The sequence below is a fragment of the Coprococcus sp. TF11-13 genome, assembly GCF_003481085.1.
Classification (GTDB): Bacteria; Bacillota; Clostridia; order Lachnospirales; family Lachnospiraceae; genus Coprococcus; species Coprococcus aceti.
Map to the genome: position 1 here is coordinate 25818 of NZ_QUKK01000009.1, position 17798 is coordinate 43615.

Annotated in this window: 16 protein-coding genes; 1 reads left to right on the forward strand and 15 read right to left on the reverse strand. The window is 43.6% G+C overall.

The features are described from left to right. Positions 1 to 6 precede the first annotated feature (6 nt). The 10 genes from DXD11_RS12550 to DXD11_RS12595 form a co-directional block, all read right to left on the reverse strand. Positions 7 to 1923, reverse strand: coding sequence for an ABC transporter ATP-binding protein (locus DXD11_RS12550; RefSeq protein ID WP_199412501.1), 1917 nt, complete (start codon positions 1921 to 1923; stop codon positions 7 to 9). Positions 1924 to 1983: 60 nt separating this feature from the next. After that, positions 1984 to 3735, reverse strand: a complete 1752-nt coding sequence (locus tag DXD11_RS12555; RefSeq protein WP_117550985.1) for an ABC transporter ATP-binding protein — start codon at positions 3733 to 3735, stop codon at positions 1984 to 1986. A 423-nt stretch (positions 3736 to 4158) separates the two neighbouring features. Next, positions 4159 to 4713 (reverse strand): phosphatase PAP2 family protein, encoded by a 555-nt coding sequence (locus DXD11_RS12560; protein WP_199688746.1) that lies wholly within the window; start codon positions 4711 to 4713, stop codon positions 4159 to 4161. Next, positions 4713 to 5054 carry a phenylpyruvate tautomerase MIF-related protein gene (locus DXD11_RS12565; RefSeq protein WP_117550989.1) on the reverse strand — a complete coding sequence of 114 codons (342 nt, stop codon included), beginning with the start codon at positions 5052 to 5054 and terminating at the stop codon, positions 4713 to 4715. Before DXD11_RS12565 ends, DXD11_RS12560 begins: the two co-directional genes overlap by 1 nt. A 251-nt stretch (positions 5055 to 5305) precedes the next feature. Beyond that, positions 5306 to 7279 (reverse strand): NAD(+) synthase, encoded by a 1974-nt coding sequence (locus DXD11_RS12570; RefSeq protein WP_118758532.1) that lies wholly within the window; start codon positions 7277 to 7279, stop codon positions 5306 to 5308. 36 nt (positions 7280 to 7315) lie between these two features. Next, positions 7316 to 7774, reverse strand: a complete 459-nt coding sequence (locus DXD11_RS12575; protein WP_117550993.1) for a GtrA family protein — start codon at positions 7772 to 7774, stop codon at positions 7316 to 7318. Between the two features lie 2 nt (positions 7775 to 7776). After that, the gene (locus DXD11_RS12580; RefSeq protein ID WP_117550995.1) at positions 7777 to 8718 is read right to left on the reverse strand and encodes a glycosyltransferase family 2 protein; all 942 of its coding nucleotides are present in this window, start codon (positions 8716 to 8718) and stop codon (positions 7777 to 7779) included. 12 nt (positions 8719 to 8730) lie between these two features. After that, positions 8731 to 9063: a hypothetical protein gene (locus tag DXD11_RS12585; RefSeq protein ID WP_117550997.1), complete on the reverse strand. Its 333-nt coding sequence runs from the start codon at positions 9061 to 9063 to the stop codon at positions 8731 to 8733. Beyond that, positions 9044 to 9832 carry a hypothetical protein gene (locus DXD11_RS12590; protein ID WP_119998051.1) on the reverse strand — a complete coding sequence of 263 codons (789 nt, stop codon included), beginning with the start codon at positions 9830 to 9832 and terminating at the stop codon, positions 9044 to 9046. The genes DXD11_RS12585 and DXD11_RS12590 overlap by 20 nt, the downstream gene beginning before the upstream one ends. A 297-nt stretch (positions 9833 to 10129) precedes the next feature. Then, complete coding sequence (locus DXD11_RS12595) at positions 10130 to 11005, reverse strand: phosphoribosylaminoimidazolesuccinocarboxamide synthase (protein WP_004850368.1); 876 nt, start codon at positions 11003 to 11005, stop codon at positions 10130 to 10132. A gap of 434 nt (positions 11006 to 11439) precedes the next feature. On the opposite strand from DXD11_RS12595, the gene nrdD reads away from it, so the two are divergent. Continuing rightward, positions 11440 to 13635 (forward strand): anaerobic ribonucleoside-triphosphate reductase, encoded by a 2196-nt coding sequence (gene nrdD / locus DXD11_RS12600; RefSeq protein ID WP_022216859.1) that lies wholly within the window; start codon positions 11440 to 11442, stop codon positions 13633 to 13635. Positions 13636 to 13756: 121 nt separating this feature from the next. Here the strand turns inward: nrdD and DXD11_RS12605 are convergent, their stop codons facing one another. The 5 genes from DXD11_RS12605 to DXD11_RS12625 form a co-directional block, all read right to left on the reverse strand. Further along, on the reverse strand, positions 13757 to 13972 hold the full coding sequence (locus tag DXD11_RS12605) for a hypothetical protein (protein ID WP_117551001.1): 216 nt from the start codon (positions 13970 to 13972) through the stop codon (positions 13757 to 13759). A 12-nt stretch (positions 13973 to 13984) separates the two neighbouring features. Continuing rightward, positions 13985 to 14188 (reverse strand): hypothetical protein, encoded by a 204-nt coding sequence (locus tag DXD11_RS12610; RefSeq protein WP_055280430.1) that lies wholly within the window; start codon positions 14186 to 14188, stop codon positions 13985 to 13987. Positions 14189 to 14319: 131 nt separating this feature from the next. Then, the gene (locus DXD11_RS12615; protein ID WP_117551003.1) at positions 14320 to 15762 is read right to left on the reverse strand and encodes a DUF6034 family protein; all 1443 of its coding nucleotides are present in this window, start codon (positions 15760 to 15762) and stop codon (positions 14320 to 14322) included. Positions 15763 to 15832: 70 nt separating this feature from the next. Beyond that, a complete protein-coding gene (locus tag DXD11_RS12620; RefSeq protein WP_117551005.1) occupies positions 15833 to 17311 on the reverse strand; it encodes a DUF6034 family protein in 1479 nt (492 codons plus the stop codon). Between the two features lie 173 nt (positions 17312 to 17484). Next, positions 17485 to 17763 carry a hypothetical protein gene (locus DXD11_RS12625; protein ID WP_015533590.1) on the reverse strand — a complete coding sequence of 93 codons (279 nt, stop codon included), beginning with the start codon at positions 17761 to 17763 and terminating at the stop codon, positions 17485 to 17487. Positions 17764 to 17798: the final 35 nt, after the last annotated feature.

A 17798-nucleotide genomic window follows, 5' to 3' on the forward strand; every position in this document is an offset into this window, starting at 1 on the left:
TTCGGCTTACGCCTGCCCAGCTACGGCCTTCTTGCCAGTGTACAGCTGATAATATCTGCCCTTCATATCTATGAGCTGGTCGTGGGTGCCTCTCTCTATGATGCGTCCCTGCTCCATGACCATGATACAGTCCGCATCCTTGACCGTGGAAAGTCTGTGGGCTATGACAAATGACGTTCTTCCCTCCATGAGGGCATCCATTCCCCTTGATACCATGGCCTCAGTTCTCGTATCGATGGATGATGTAGCCTCATCAAGGATCAATGCCGGTGGATCCGCAACCGCTGCCCTTGCAATCGCAAGAAGCTGTCTCTGTCCTTGACTGAGGTTTGAACCATCGCCAGTAAGGATTGTGTTATAACCGTCAGGAAGTCGCTTTATGAAATCGTGAGCATTTGCAAGCTTTGCAGCCTTGATGCACTCCTCATCCATGGCATCCAGCTTGCCATATCTTATGTTGTCCATGACTGTTCCTGTGAACAGATGTGTATCCTGAAGCACTATTCCAAGGCTTCGTCTGAGATCCGGCTTTCTGATCTTGCCTATGTTGATATTGTCGTACCTTATCTTGCCGTCCTGTATATCGTAGAACCTGTTTATCAGATTGGTTATCGTCGTCTTGCCCGCACCTGTACTTCCGACAAATGCTATCTTCTGACCAGGCTTTGCATACATATTGATGTCGTGAAGAACAATCTTATCCGGATTGTAACCGAAGTCAACATTCTCAAATTCAACCTCACCTGTGAGCTCCCTGTATGTGATCTCGCCAGTCTCATGCCTATGTCTCCAAGCCCAGAGTCCGGTCCTCTCCTCAGTCTCTGTGAGATTGCCATCTGCATCCTTCTTTGCATTTACCAGCTCAACATAGCCCTCGTCCTCCTCAGGCTTCTCGTCTGTCATGGTAAATACCCTGTCAGCTCCGGCAGCCGCCATAACTATGGCGTTGATCTGCTGGCTTATCTGCGTCACCGGCATCGTAAAGCTCTTGTTAAGCGTCAGGAATGCCACAAGCGTTCCTATGGTAAGACCTGACCAGCCATTTACTGCAAGTACACCTCCCAGCACTGCGCAAAGAACGTAGCTTATATTTCCAAGGTTTGCATTCACCGGCATGGTGATGTTGGCTATCATATTGGCCTTGTAGGCGCTGTCCTGAAGAGATCTGTTCAACTTGCAGAAATCATCATATGCCTTTTCCTCGTGGCAGAACACCTTGACAACCTTCTGTCCACTCATCATTTCCTCTATATAGCCGTTGACCTTTCCAAGATCCTGCTGCTGCTTCATGAAGTATCTTCCCGACTTCGCGCCCAAGCTCGACGTCGCCTTTATCATGATAAGCACCATGACGACTGACAGCACCGTGAGCGGTATATCAAGAACTATCATCGCAATGAGTGTTGAGATAAATGTGATGCTTGAGTTGATAAGCTGCGGCATACTCTGACTTATGACCTGACGGAGTGTGTCAACATCATTGGTGTACACCGACATGATATCTCCATGTGCATGTGTGTCAAAGAAAGATATCGGAAGAGATTCCATTCGCTCAAAGAGCTGAACTCTGAGCCTCTTCATGGTTCCCTGAGTCACATTTACCATGATCCTGTTGTACGCGTATGCGCAGATTATTCCCAGCACAAGTATAAGTCCAAGCCCCAGCATCCTGTGGGCCAGGGGACCATAATCAGGTGAGCTCTGTTTCATCATCGGTTCAATATATACATCGATAAGTTTCTGCATGAACATCGATATACTCAGTATCGCAAGCGCCGATATAAGTATGCTGACCACAACCGTAATACATGCCAGCTTGTATTCCTTAAGAATATATCTGATCAGCCTTCCAAGTGCCTTCATGGGATTTTTGCCCTGATCCTTTCCAGGTCTCTTCAGCCCTGCATCCACTTTATCATCCATCTTATTTTCACTGTATTTCTCTGTATTTCCTGTCATTACACTGCCTCCTTTCCTTCATAATTAATTCATCTTCTCATCGAAATCACCGCCGCCAGACATCTGTACGTCGTAGATCTCCTTATATATCGTGTTGTTCTTTAACAGATTCTCATGTGTGTCGAAGCCGCTGACCATTCCGTTATCCAGAACTATGATCCTGTCAGCATCCTGCACACTTGATATTCTCTGGGATATGATGATCTTGGTGGTGTTCGGTATCTTGGTTGCAAATGCCTGCCTGATCTTCGCATCCGTAGCGGTGTCAACTGCGCTTGTGGAATCATCGAGAATGAGTACCTTCGGGCTCTTGAGCAGCGCTCTGGCAATACAGAGTCTCTGCTTCTGACCACCAGACACGTTGCTTCCGCCCTGCTCGATCCAGGTGTTATATCCATCCGGCATCCTGTCTATGAACTCATCCGCACAGGCAAGCTCGCACACCTCACGGCACTCATTCTCCGTGGCATCCGCCTTGCCCCATCTCAGATTATCAAGTATCGTACCCGAAAACAGCACATTCTTCTGGAGCACAACCGCCACTTCATTTCGGATGACCTCCATATCGTAATCACGCACGTCATGTCCTCCGACACAGACCGAACCACCGTCCGGTTTCACATCATACAGTCTGCTTATCAGATTGACAAATGTCGACTTACCACATCCGGTTCCACCTATCACGCCGACCGTCTCACCGGATTTTATGTGAATATCTATATCTTTCAGTGTATCCTCCGCACTTCCGGCCTTATACACGAAGTCCACATGGTTAAAATCTATTCTTCCATCAGGGACCTCCATGATCGGCTCATCAGGATTGGTCATGGTAGGTGTCTCCTCAAGGACCTCAGATATTCGTCTCATACTTGCCATACTCATGGAGATCATGACAAATACCATGGACAGCATCATCAGCGACATCATCATGCTCATGACATAGCTGAAAAGTGATGTAAGATTTCCAGTTGTCATGCTACCACCGACTATGAAGTGTGCTCCGATCCACGACAGGAGCATCATACATGTAAAGATGACAAACATCATGATAGGATTGTTGAAAGCCAGCAGGCTCTCTGCCTTTATGGACAGCTCCGCAAGCACCTCAGCAGCCTTGCCAAACTTCTTGTCCTCATACTCTTCCCTTACAAATGCCTTTACGACTCTTATCGCAGATACATTTTCCTGAACACTAGCATTCAGGTTGTCATAGTTCCTGAATACCTCGTCAAATATAGGGGTTACCTTGAATATGATGAAGAACAATCCAAATGCAAGAACCACAAGTGCTGCCACAAATACAAGTGACAGCTCCACGTTGATTGTAAAGCACATTATCATACTGCAAATGAGCATGAGTGGCGCACGGACTGCGATTCGTATGAGCATCTGGTACGCGTTCTGTACATTTGTCACATCCGTCGTCATACGTGTTATAAGACTGGCGGTGCTGAACTTGTCGATATTTGTAAATGAAAATTCCTGTACGTTCCTGTACATGCCCTCCCTCAGATTGCATGCAAATCCCGTCGAGGCACTGGCAGCAAATTTGCCCGCCATCACTCCAAAGAAAAGGCTTAGGAAAGCCAGTACAAGCATGAGTCCGCCATACATATACACCTTGCTCATGTCCTGTCCGTTGATTCCTTCGTCAATTATTTTGGCGGTCACAAATGGAATGAGGATCTCCATAAAGACCTCTGCCGCCGTAAAAACAGGTGTAAGTATCGAGTTCTTCTTGTACTCGCCCACCTGACCAAGCAATGTTTTGATCATTCTATTTCCTCCTTGTTTCAGTTTGAAATGCTGACAGAATCCTCAGATGCACAAAATCAGGAATTTGATTTATGATATGCGATATCTGATCGTCAGCTATGTGTGATTTGACGCAAGTTGCATAAATAGTAATACTTCTATTTTTTAATGTCAATAGTATACAGAGGCGTTTTATTTGTGAAATTTCTGTGTATTTAAAGTATTTAATGTCATATTAAAAATGAGGCATATGAACAGCTTCTTAGTCCATATGCCTCATTTTATAGAGATCTAATATGTAATTTCCGCTCTTTTTCAAGATATTCCTGAATCTCCAAAGTCAATGTCTTCAAAACTGTCTACCACTCATGATTGTATTTCTCCAAACCAACGACTCGCCAAATCATGTTGCTCATGGAAATCTTTATCCTCACAATCTGGTTTTCACTGATTTTCTATATCTGTACCTGCCGCCCTGGCTGCAAGCTTCTTATCAATCGCTCTAAGTATAAATCCTGCTGCCACTCCGGATGCCACTCCTACCACTATACCACCCAGAATATCCGTCGGAAAATGTACATACAGATACATCCTTGAAAAAGCAATAAACACAGCCACAACACATGCTATACTGCCCAAAAGCTTCTCTTTCCTCATGAACAACGCCGTGACAGCCGCAAATGATGCCGCCGTGTGTCCCGATGGGAAGGAATAATCCTTTGGTTTCTTCACTATCAGATCTGTAAAATTCGCCACATCATATGGTCTTGTCCTGGCGACCAGATTCTTTAACAGGCAGTTGGTTATGAGAAGATCAAGAATAAGTGCGATGGCCATGCAAAGCCCTGCCTTCCTCGTCTTTGGAATGATCAGCAGCACCGCTGCCATTACTATCCACAATATTCCCGCATTTCCAAGTGATGTGATCGCCACCATGATCTTGTCAAGCCATGGGGTATGTATATTCTGGAGAGCGTCAAGGACTTCTATCTCCCACATCAGAAATTACCGCCGTTCCAGCCCCAGTCATGTACGCCGTGGTAAGTCACGTACACCGCATTTCCCGGGATTCCAAGTACATCTGCAAATATATCGCAGATCTTTCCTGTCATGGCATCACATGCCTTAGGAGTCACATCACCGAATACGCTGACTTCCACATATGCACCCTTATCAAGTTTCTTTCCGCCCATGAACAGGTCATATCCATCGTTTATACCAACCATAAGGTAGCTCTCCGTCTTGTTCATCGTTGTTATCGCCTGACCAAGACTGTTCTTAAGAGTCTCCTTCTGGTCATCGCTCATCTTCACTGTAACCTTTGAATCTATAAATGGCATTTCTTTGTCCTCCTAAATTATATTATTCATATAAAATATATACACGACTTTTGTAGACATTTGTCTTTGTATGCTATATTGTGGCAAAATCATAATAGCACTACCAAATCAGGGGAATACGATGCCGCCGGTCCTTAGGTGGCGCAACAGGCGGCACCTTAGTACCGTTGCAGGCTGAGTTAAGCGGGAGCGACCCCTGATTGGTATGCTATTATGATTCTGCCATATTAATAACTATCCCAGGCAAATGTCTACAAAAAGTCCTCAAATTCTATCTCAGACGGCAGTCTCAGATCTCCTCTCGGGCTGACCGACACGGTTCCGACCTTCACGCCATCCGGCATACAGTTCCTCTTGAACTGCTGGCGGAAGAATCTCGTGTAGAATACCTTCTGCCATTTGTCGATCTCGCTGTCTGAGAAATTGTACTCGTCACTCTGTCTTACAGCCTCCTTGCACAACTCATTTACCTCCTCAGGGGACATTCCATATCGAAGTGTATAATATAAGAAGAAATCGTGCAGGATGTATGATCCCACGGTGTCCTCCGTCTTCTGCGCGATGGTTCCGTCCGGGTTCGGTGGAAGCAGCTCCGGGCTGACCGGTGTGTCTATGATATCGTCTATGATCGGCGCGATGCCCGCAAATCCGTCAACCTCCATGAAGTGTCCGACTTCGTTCACAAGTGAGCGCACCAGCGTCTTTGGTATACTTGTATTCACCGCATACATGCTCATATGGTCGCCGTTGTAGGTGCACCAGCCAAGTGCCAGCTCCGAGAGATCTCCGGTTCCAACCACGAATCCGCCCTCCTTGTTGGCGACATCCATGAGTATCTGTGTTCTCTCCCTCGCCTGACAGTTCTCATAAGTGACGTCATGCACGCTCTCGTCCTGTCCAATATCGGCAAAATGCTGTCTCACCGATGCAGCTATGCTTATCTCTCTGCTGTCACAGCCGAGCAGTCTCATGAGTTCCGTGGAGTTGTTCTTCGTCCTATTTGTCGTTCCAAATCCCGGCATGGTGATTCCCACGACAGTTGTGGATGGAAGTCCCGCATTCTTCACCGCCTGTGCCGAAACCAGCAGAGCCAGTGTGGAATCAAGTCCGCCTGACACTCCCACGACCACACATTTGCAATGGGTGGCCTCTATCCTTCTCTGAAGTCCGGCAACCTGCATCTTGAATATCGCCATGCACCTCTCAAGCTTATTTCCCGATGGGACAAATGGTGTCATCTTCACCTTCATAAGCACATTCCCTTTGTCCATGAGTGGGGTATCGCACACCACCGTCTCATACTTTCTGAATGCGAAATCACGCTTACAGTCAGCAAATGATTTGTTTGCTATCCTGTCGTGTCTGATCTTGGTGAGACTTATATCCCTTATCAGCACTCCTTCCTCAAATGGCTTTACCTCGCCGAGGAGCTTGCCGTTCTCGTACATCAGATTGTGTCCTGAAAATACCAGATCCGATGTGGACTCGTACATTCCCGCCGACACATACACATATCCGCACAGGCAGTCCGACGACACACTTCCTATCAGCTTGTGCCTGTATGCAGCCTTTCCGATGACCTCATTTGACGCGGAAAGATTGAGTATGACCTCTGCTCCCGCCATGGCGAGAAGTCTTCCCGGTGACACAGGCGTCCAGGCATCCTCACATATCTCTATACCAAGCTTTACTCTCTGGTCTCCGCTGCCCATATCTATCATCACATTATTGCCAAACAGCACTTCACTGCCAACAGCCCTGCTGCCATCATATTCAAGCTCATCTCCATCATCTTCCGGATCCATGAGATTTACCATCACCGCATCATACTTTCTGGCTGAGAACCATCTCTTCTCGTAGAACTCGCCATAGTTTGGAAGGTAAGTCTTCGGCACGATGGCCATGACTCTTCCGCCCTGCAGGAACGCCGCACAGTTGAACAGCTCCCCGTCCACCTCAAATGGCAGACCGACCACCAGTGCCGACTGACCGGTACAAGTCGCCATGGCAAGCTGAAGAAGACCTCTTCTCGCGCCATCTATGAGCTTTCTGTTCTCAAACAGATCCGCACAGGTATATCCCGTGATAGACAACTCTGGCGTCACTATGACATCCGCAGCATCCTTATACTCTTCATATATATCCATTATCTCTCTGACATTTCCGCTGACACTTCCGATATGAACCTTCGGCGTAACGGCCGCCACACGCAGCATATTCTTCATGTATGAATTCCTCCTTACATTTGGCTTTCATCTTGTTTAGTCTTTCTTAAATATAATCAACTTACTTATGATGTAATTAAGTAATATAACGATAATCTGTGCAACAATCTTAACTATCATACTATTAAAACCAAGTATAGATATAAATACTAATAGAATTACTTCTTCTACTACCAATGTAATTATTCGTCCACCAAAAAAGGCTGCCATCTGCTTCAGAAAGTCTTGCACACCACTTGTAGGAGAATCAAAAACCCATATACGATTTGTCAAAAAAGCAAATAATACAGTAATTATCCACGATAAAATATTCGCTATCAACTCATTGATACCCAAATACACATTAAATAGTGCATAAGTACAAATGCTTACTATAAAACTTAATCCTCCAAATACTAAATATAAAATCACTTCTTTATACTTACTATATAGTGGTTCAAATACTCTTAGCCCCGGAAGTTCAAATATTTTATCAAAAATATCCTTTTTTTTCATTGCTAATTAACCTTCTTTGAATTCTTGTCATTCGTTTCAGATATTATATAATGTGGTCTCTTTTTTGTTTCCAAGTACATCTTAGCTATATACTGCCCCATTATTCCTAAACAGAAAAGCTGTATTCCACCTATAAATATGATTACACATATTATAGATGCCCATCCGGCAACAGGATCTCCGAATACCAATCTTCTGACTATCACCAAAATAAGGCTTAAAAAGCCCACAAAAGTCATTGCCATTCCAAACCAAGAGGCCACTGAAAGAGGAGCTTGTGAAAAATTAATAATGCCATCTATTGCATATTTCAGCAGTTTCCAAAAACTCCAGCTAGTCTCACCGGCAACTCTTTCAATATTCTCATACGGCAGCCAATATGTATTGAAACCGATCCACCCAAATATGCCTTTTGAAAATCTATTATACTCGCCCATTTCCACTATGGCATCGACCATTTCGCGCTTCATAAGACGGAAGTCTCTTGCTCCGTCTACAATATCGGCATCTGATATTTTATTAATGATCTGATAAAACTTACGGGCAAACCAGCTTCTGATTTTTGGCTCGCCTTTACGATCAGCCCGCCTTGTAGCTACTGAGTCGTATTCTCCGGATTCCAGAATTTTTAACATCTGTGGTAACAATGATGGTGGATCCTGCATATCAGCATCCATAACAGCTACATAATCCCCCTTTGCATTACAAAAGCCCGCATACATTGCAGCCTCTTTGCCAAAATTTCTTGAGAAAGAATGGTACTTAACATGTTCATCTTTTGCAGAAAGCTCCCTCATTATTTCCAATGTTTTATCTTTTGAACCATCATTTACGAGCAATAGCTCATATTCTACCCCCATATTTCTTACTACCTTTGTTACTTCATCATAAAAAATCGGTAGTGATTCTTGCTCATTATAACAAGGAACTATTAAACTAATCATCACACATTCTCCTTATCTAATATTCTTTCTTCTCTTCGCAACGAGTAATTTTATACCAATAAATAATACAACTATAAAACCTATAGCTGAAATTATTTCTGAAATTCTCCAACTTATCGGCTCTCTAAATCCTATAGTTAATGTTCCATTATATCTTGGTGGTACCTTGAATGTCACACAATTATTTACAGAACCAACCAAATCTAATTTCTTATTATTTTTATCAAATACCGTATAATACTTATAATTAAAAATAGGCACTTGAACAATCGCATCATCTATTGTGCTATCGTTTTTTATTGTTAAATATGCATCTCCTTTGTTTTTATGATAATCTGAAATCAAATCTCCATGAAAACTGAATACTTCCAACCTGATACCCTAATCCATCTATTCCCAGAATTTGCTGGATACTACCCCATGGGAAAAATTTACATATGAATAATGTGTTTACAATACCAAACGCACTGAAGATTTTTATACAAAAAATTGCTTTTTCATTACCTTCTTTGGAAGAGTATTTATATAGGCAATATAATGTAAGCCCCAAAGATAAAATTAAAGCTGCACCTAAAGTGATGCACTTCCAACCTTCATTTCCAGGAGCAAACAGCTGAAATATGTCTATTATTTCTTGTGAGCTATTATCTAAAAGTCTTAAATCCCCAGCCTGTACTATGGTTTCCTGGCTTACGAAGTAATCAATAAATGGAAGCAAATACCAAATTGTAAGTACTAAGCACATTATGGCAGCTTTTATGAATGCCATAATTCTTTCTTTTTTTAATGTTATTTTTAATAAAACTATACATAAAATAATAAGATTTACGACTACTATCTCGCAGGTCAATACATGACTCAATATAATCCCAGACATTCCCAACGCCAAATATATCCACTCATTAATGCGCGGCTTTTTACTATTATAAATAAGATATACCCCAACAACTATAAGTGGTAAAAACGTCATATAATATAGAAAAGCCACAGGATATAGAAAAAAATCACAATAGTATATCGGAGTTGGATAACTGTATCCGTTATCCAGTGAGGTCCCCATTCTAATAATAAAATTTCCATTTTGCGCAGAGAAATTTTTTAGATCTAAATCCAAAACTGTCCTTGGTTTTATAAGTGTCTCACAAATTTAGTTTATAAAATTGCCGTATATAACTTTTATTTTTTACTTTATCATTTAATGCCATTTTAATCAATATACTTCATTTCCTGCGTACCGTTTTACCAGGATTCAGAACCTCTTGTACTTCTAGTGCAGCGCAGTTTCAAAATACCGTTTAAAGAGCACAGCCTGGGAAGCGTAAAAACACAAAAATAAGACTCCCGGGCACATCATTACGCCGGAAGTCTTATTCTTAATAATATAACAGTCTGATGCTATATAGTGTAGGATTTACTTTCCAAGTGGCTTGCCAGTAAGCTTCTCATAGCCCTCAAGGTAGATGTCAATAGTCTTCTGAGCGACATCCTCTGGAAGCTTCCAGCCCTTGTCAGGATTAGCCTTCAGCCAGTCACGTGCGAACTGCTTGTCAAATGATGGCTGGCCATGACCTGGCTCATATACATCTGCTGGCCAGAATCTTGAGCTGTCAGGTGTAAGCATCTCATCGCCGAGAACGATATTGCCATTCTCATCGAGACCAAACTCAAACTTTGTATCTGCAATGATGATTCCTCTTGTAAGTGCGTACTCTGCACACTTCTTGTAAAGTGTGATGGTGTACTCCTTGAGCTTTGAAGCGTACTCCTCGCCCTTGCCAGGGAAGTACTTCTCAAGGTGAGCAATGCTCTGCTCATATGATATATTCTCATCGTGATCGCCAATCTCGGCCTTTGTTGATGGTGTGTAGATAGGCTCAGGAAGCTTATCAGACTCCTTTAATCCCTCTGGGAGCTTGATTCCACATACTGTGCCATTCTCCTTGTAGCTTGCCCAACCGCTTCCTGTGATGTATCCACGAACGATACACTCGATCGGAAGCATCTCAAGCTTTCTGCACATCATGCTGTTGCCATCGAACTTCTCCTGCTGGAAGAACTCAGGCATATCCTTTACATCAACTGAGATCATGTGGTTAGGAAGAATATCCTGTGTCATGTCAAACCAGAACTTTGACATCTGTGTCAGAACTGTTCCCTTCTTGGAAATTACATTGTCGAGGATGACATCGAAGCAGCTTATACGGTCTGTAGCTACCATGATCAGGCTGTCTCCATTGTCATAAATCTCACGTACCTTACCTTCTTTGATTGGCTTTAATTCCTGCATTTTTTTATCTCCTTGATATTTGTATTAATACCTGTTAGAAATTGTATTCATATAAGTGTGTATCACTTTTTATGGTTGCTTGTCAAGGCTTTGGAAGCCCTCAAAAATTTTTTCTCAAAATTTGTCAAGGTTTATGCGCCTCACGGGATTTTTATTGTGTAAAAGCACATTTTTCATCTTTACAATATCATTTGTGATGACTATAATAACAGAGCACAATATCTAGTGGGTGCTTCACATTATTTCCACCAAATATATTGTGTTCACAATAATTATTGCATATTTTTTCTTTATAAATAATTCCATGCGGCACAGGCAGCCGCATCTACTATATTACGTCGAACCAGACCTGATTGGCCTGATTTAAGTTAACTTGAATGATTGGAATATTACGAATAAATTTACCATTGAATTGGAAGAGGGAGGCTATTGCTGTGTCAGAGGAAGCTAAAACACACGTACACGTAATCAAAAGGAATGGAGAAGAGGTGACATTTGACCTGTCAAAGATCGAGAATGCCATCAAAGCTGCCAACAATGAGGTTGACAAACTCCACCAGCTCAACGAATATCAGGTTCACGCCATCGCGGACAACCTGGAGAAACAGATAGAATCAATGTCCCACGCAGTTCACGTGGAGGACATTCAGGATATGGTCGAGACCGGTATCATGGAGATGAGAGGATATGAGGTTGCACAGAAATATGTGCGTTACCGTTACAAGAGAGAGCTCGCACGTAAGTCCAACACCACGGACAACGGAATCCTTGCGCTCATAGACCATATGAACGAGGAAGTCAATCAGGAAAACTCCAACAAGAATCCGGTGATCAACTCGACACAGCGTGACTACATGGCCGGTGAGGTATCAAAAGATCTGACCAAGAGAATGCTTCTGCCTGAGGATATAGTTGAGGCACATGAGGCCGGAATCATACATTTCCATGATTCTGACTACTACGCTCAGAAGGAGCACAACTGTGACCTCATCAACCTTGAGGATATGCTACAGAACGGAACAGTGATCAGTGAGACCATGATCGAGAAGCCGCACAGCTTCTTCACGGCATGCAACGTCACCACGCAGATCGTGGCACAGGTTGCCAGCAACCAGTACGGCGGGCAGACGTTTACCCTGTCTCATCTGGCACCATTTGTGGATGTTAGCAGGAAGAAGCTCCGTGCACAGGTCATCGAGGAGCGCAAGGACTGTGGCGAATCCCTTGATGATGCCATTATCGACAAGATAACAGAGAAGAGACTTCTGAACGAGGTCAAAAGTGGAATACAGACTATACAGTACCAGCTCATCACCCTGATGACATGTAACGGACAGGCACCATTTGTCACCATGTTCATGTACCTGGATGAGGTTCCTGAGGGACAGACAAGGGATGACCTGGCACTCATCATAGAGGAGGTCCTGAATCAGAGGATCAAAGGAGTTAAGAACGAGAAGGGAATCTGGATCACTCCGGCATTTCCTAAGCTCATATATGTTCTGGACGAGGACAACATCACCACAGATTCCAAATACTGGTATCTGACTGAGCTTGCCGCCAAATGCACCGCAAAACGTATGGTTCCTGACTACATCTCCGCCAAAGTCATGAGAGAGATGAAGGACGGCGACGTATATCCATGCATGGGCTGCAGATCATTTCCTACAAAGGAGGACGGCATCAGGAATCCTGATGGATCCCGCAAATATTACGGACGTTTTAACCAGGGTGTCGTGACCATCAATCTTGTTGATGTGGCATGTTCATCATACGGCGACATGGACAAATTCTGGAAGATCCTGGACGAGCGTCTTGAGCTTTGTCACAAGGCACTCAGATGCAGACATGAAAGACTGCTCGGAACCATATCAGATGTCGCTCCTATACTGTGGCAGCACGGTGCGCTGGCAAGACTTAAGAAAGGCGAGAAGATTGACAAGCTGCTCTTCGGCGGCTACTCAACTATTTCCCTTGGCTATGCCGGTCTCTGCGAAATGTGTGTCCGTATGATCGGCAAAACACATACATCCGAGGAAGGCAAGAAATTTGCGCTCGCTGTAATGCAGAAGCTCAACGACAAATGTGCTGAGTGGAAGGCCGCTGAGAATATCAGCTATTCCGTATACGGAACACCTATGGAGTCCACTACTTATAAATTTGCCAAGAATCTGCAGAAGCGTTTCGGCATCATCCCGGGCGTAACAGACAAGAATTACATAACCAACAGCTATCACGTACATGTAACCGAGCACATAGACGCCTTCAGCAAGCTGAAGTTTGAGTCAGAATTCCAGAAGCTGTCACCGGGCGGCGCCATCAGCTATGTTGAGGTTCCAAACCTCCAGAATAACATAGACGCAGTCCTTGAAGTCATGAAGTTCATATACGACAACATTCTCTATGCAGAGCTCAACACCAAGAGCGACTACTGTGAGAAATGTGGCTATGACGGCGAGATTAAGATCGTGACAGACGATTATGGCAAGTTGGTGTGGGAGTGCCCTAACTGCGGCAACCGCGACCAGAACACTCTCTTCGTTGCAAGACGTACCTGCGGTTATATCGGAACCCAGTTCTGGAATCAGGGACGTACACAGGAGATCAAGGACAGAGTCCTTCACCTGTAGAATTAGTCAGCTTAAAACTGATACTTTCAAATAAAAATACAGACAGCACAATTGTGAATGAAGTGACCTCAAAAAACAATTGACTGTCTGTATTTTTATTACTTTCTTATAACTACAATATCTAGCATACCCTCATGTAAGCGGCATCATCTGCAAAATCCGGCTGATCCGAAACAAACTTTATAACATCTGCGGATTTTACGCCTGGATTTCTTTTGATATAAGCAGTGAGCATTTCTAATCTTTCTGCATTCTTCTGAGCATAATGCTCCATAGCCGAGACAAACTCAAAATAAGAATCATCTATATTGTTGAGCAGTTTTCTTAATTCTTCCATAACTACGCCCCCTTACATTTCTATTCTCATATATATATTATAGTTATCATATCCATGATTCTCAAAATAATACCAATATGGTTTATTATCTATTCCATACGAAATATGTACTGCGTATGTTTTTCCTTCGTATTTACTATAATTCGTATTTATTTCTCTGCAGATTTTTGCATATTCTGCCCTATCCAAGATAAATGTATTATAAACAAATCTCACAACTTCTCCTATCATTCATAATATCATCTGCACATAAATTACACAAGCTAACACCAAAACATATTATATACCCTAATTTGTGATAATAGATGCAAATGTAATTTTTGATAGATTTAGATGTAATAATCCATTTAATACGTCTCCCACAACTTCATATTCTTGGCATTATCCACTATGTCAATGCAGCTTCCGTCAATTGCATTTATACATACAATCTGGGATATCTCCCCTACCGTGTCCTGTCCCCGGAGCTCCTCGCTCTGTGTAAATATCCATGCAGGAATGTAGCAGAGCTTTCCATCGTCATCTGCTGTCGCCATGTATCTGAGTGCCACGTTGTTGAACTGAACCTTGCCATATCTGGTCTGGTATTTCTCATAATATGTTGCAATGCCCTCATTTGCCTTTGCGATCATGTCGTTCCAGCTCATGAGTTCCACATCCTCCGCCTGCAGGGATGAAGGATCTGTGTAAAGCTGGGCAAACATATCTACAACTCCATCATCATCAATATTTAATGTTACACTGTCACCAGGCTCAAACATATAGCCATTCTGTGTCTGGAGATTGTCAACGTTATATAATTCGCCCTCTCTCTCCTTTGCTCCGTATATAGACCTGCTGAGCGTTACCGAGTATCCACTCACCTTGGTCTGCTTTACCTCGCCATTGTCATCCGACCATATTCTGGCAAGCGGCTCTGTCTTTGTACTCTCCATACCGTCTATCCCCATCTTTGAGAGGAAATTCATCGCTTGGGATATGGCATCGTTCTCCGTGAGTTTGCTCTCATTTGTGACATTGGTCAGATCTATGTCTGTGGCATTGCTGATGCCCGTCACATAGGTGTATGTTGCGCCGCTCACACCATCCAAAAGCTTGTTCTCCTCACTCTCGGATTTGTAAAATGATATATACACACCTGCGTCTGTATTGTCATCCTCACCGCCATACTGTGATATACTCACCGTATATTCCTTGTCTCCATATTTGCCTGTATACGATGAATACGGGTCATCATAATTCTCCAGCAAAGGAAGTGAATCCGGTGCATCTGCCATCTGCTTCTTGTATGTCTCTATCTGGGTATCATACCAGGCATCCGACGAATCATCCCCCTGACCCTGAGCCTCCTTCTTGAACTTCTCTGTACTCTCTATCATACTCTTCAGCTCATCCTTGGTCTGCACTCCATCCTTGCGGATATATATGCCCTGGGACTTGTCCAGGAGTCCCTCGACAATGCTCTGTATCTGTGCAGCATCAAGCTTCATAGTGCTGTAATATACCCTCTTCATGGAATCCGTATCAGGAATATCTATCGAACCGGAACAGCTTATCTCTGACAAGCCCGAATTGCCCACATCAAATGTCTCATCACACTTCTCCGGGATTCCCAGACTCTTTGCAAGGCTGCCACCCGCATCGTTACTGCCATCATCACTGTATCCACTTGCCGAACCCGACTCTCCATCCAATGTATAATCAACCTTTTTATTTCCACATCCTGTCATCTGCATCGCCATCACTCCTGCCAGCACACATGCTGCTATTCTTGTCGCTCTCTTTCCCATGATTATCTTCCTCCTTGTCATTTCGCAAATATTCATATATTAGACATTTCACCTGACCATATCAGCACATTTATTTTGATATGGTTTTTGTTCCTGCCCCAGTCTCCGGGTCTGTTCCGTACCATGTCTCAAGACATTTTGCAGTCTCAATTATATCTACACAGCTTCCATCCACTGCGTTTATGTACACAAGCTGCACTATATTATCGTATGCGCCATGCTCCTCTGAGATGTCATTATTTTCAGACTGGGTCAGTACCCATGCCGGTATGTACACAAGATTTTCTCCATCCTGTATACAGGGAACATACATAAATTTCACATTGTTAAACCGCACCTCTGAATAGTCGGTAGGATATTTTTCATAATATTCCGCTATGCTATCGTCAGCCTTATTCACCATATCTTCCCAGCTTAGGAGATCCACCTTTTCCCTGACAAATGAATCCGTATCCGTACTTAAGATTGCTCTCACATTAAACACTCCGCTGTCATCCACACATACGGATATCCTGTCACCTTCGTACATGACGTAACCATTTTTATTCTTCAGGTTATCCACTCCTGTCGGGTCTATATAGGCAGTATCCACTCCGCCGATCTGTATTCCAAATTCGAACATGTACCCATTCTTTTCAGCTTTTATAATTTCAAATCCGCTGTCCAGCCACGACCTCACCACAGCCTGACTTCCGCATTTTGCCATTCCGGATATTCCCATCCTATCCAGAAATGCCTGAGCTTCATGCTCTGCTGTATTTTCATCTATCCCACATTTATTTTCCTGGTCTTCAATATCGCCGCCAAAATAGTTTTGCCCGGCGGTCTCCGTCATCACTGCATCTTCCACATCTGCAAGATATTTCTGCTCCTGATCACCCGCCGGCTCATATACTATGCTTACCCTGCCAGATGCATCTGCTGTGTCATCCCCGGATATCCACAGGCTGTACTGTTCACCGTCATGCTGGCCTATGTATATCTTATTTGTCGTATATTCTCTGACCGGCGTATACGAATCGGGGGCTTCCTTCATCCGCTTCTTCGTCTCTGCTATGTCACTCTCATATATCTCCGCAACATCCTGCTGCCCTTCTTCCAGCGCCTGCTGCCTGTACACCTCTATGAGGTCTATCTCCTTCTGTATCTCCTCCTTCGTCATATTCTCGTCGCCGTCATCACGGCAATATATTCCCTGGTCTTTGTCAAATACACTCTCCACCATGTCCTGTATCCTCGACGTATCCATCCTCATCCTGTCAAAGCTTACAGTATACGCCCTGTCCACATTTGCAACCTGTATGTCATCATCCAAAAGACTTATCTCCGAAAGCTTTGAATGACCGGTATCAAATGTTAGATCACAGCTATCAGGAACGCCAAGCCTTATACCGAGTAGTCCTCCGCCATGATCCTCCTCAATGGAATCACCATATATGTATTCTGTCCTGTCCTCATCACCGCTCGACCTGTTCTCACAGCCACATATGCCACATACGGCAAGTACAGACATGACCAGCGCAGTTTTCCGCCACGAATTTCCTGACATTTTCTGCCTCCCTTCACATTAAACTTCAGAAATGTCTCTGCTCATAATGTATTGTAAAATGGGTGTACATTAAGAAACAATTGCCGGGAACTTTAAGATATTCTTAAGACGAAAAAATCCCTTCCGTATGATGTACCTAATCATACGGAAGGGATCTGTAATCCACATTATATTTAGAATTTGAAAAACATCAGCAGGAGTATGATCCCCACAAGCGTGAGTGCCGCTCCCACCAGAAAGGCTATCTTAAACCACTTCTCATCACCTGTCACCCTGTCAAATGTATCATCCTCAACCTCAACAAAGCTGAGTGCCGTCATGGTCATAAGCCCAAGTCCGGTAAAAATCGCAGATGAAGCAGGTATCCTTATGGCCGGTATAACCCACAATATAAAATATACTACATCACATCCAAGCAATATAAACAGCTTTTTTCCATACTTCTCAAGCATAACCCTCGATCTCCTTAATATAACACTTAACCTGT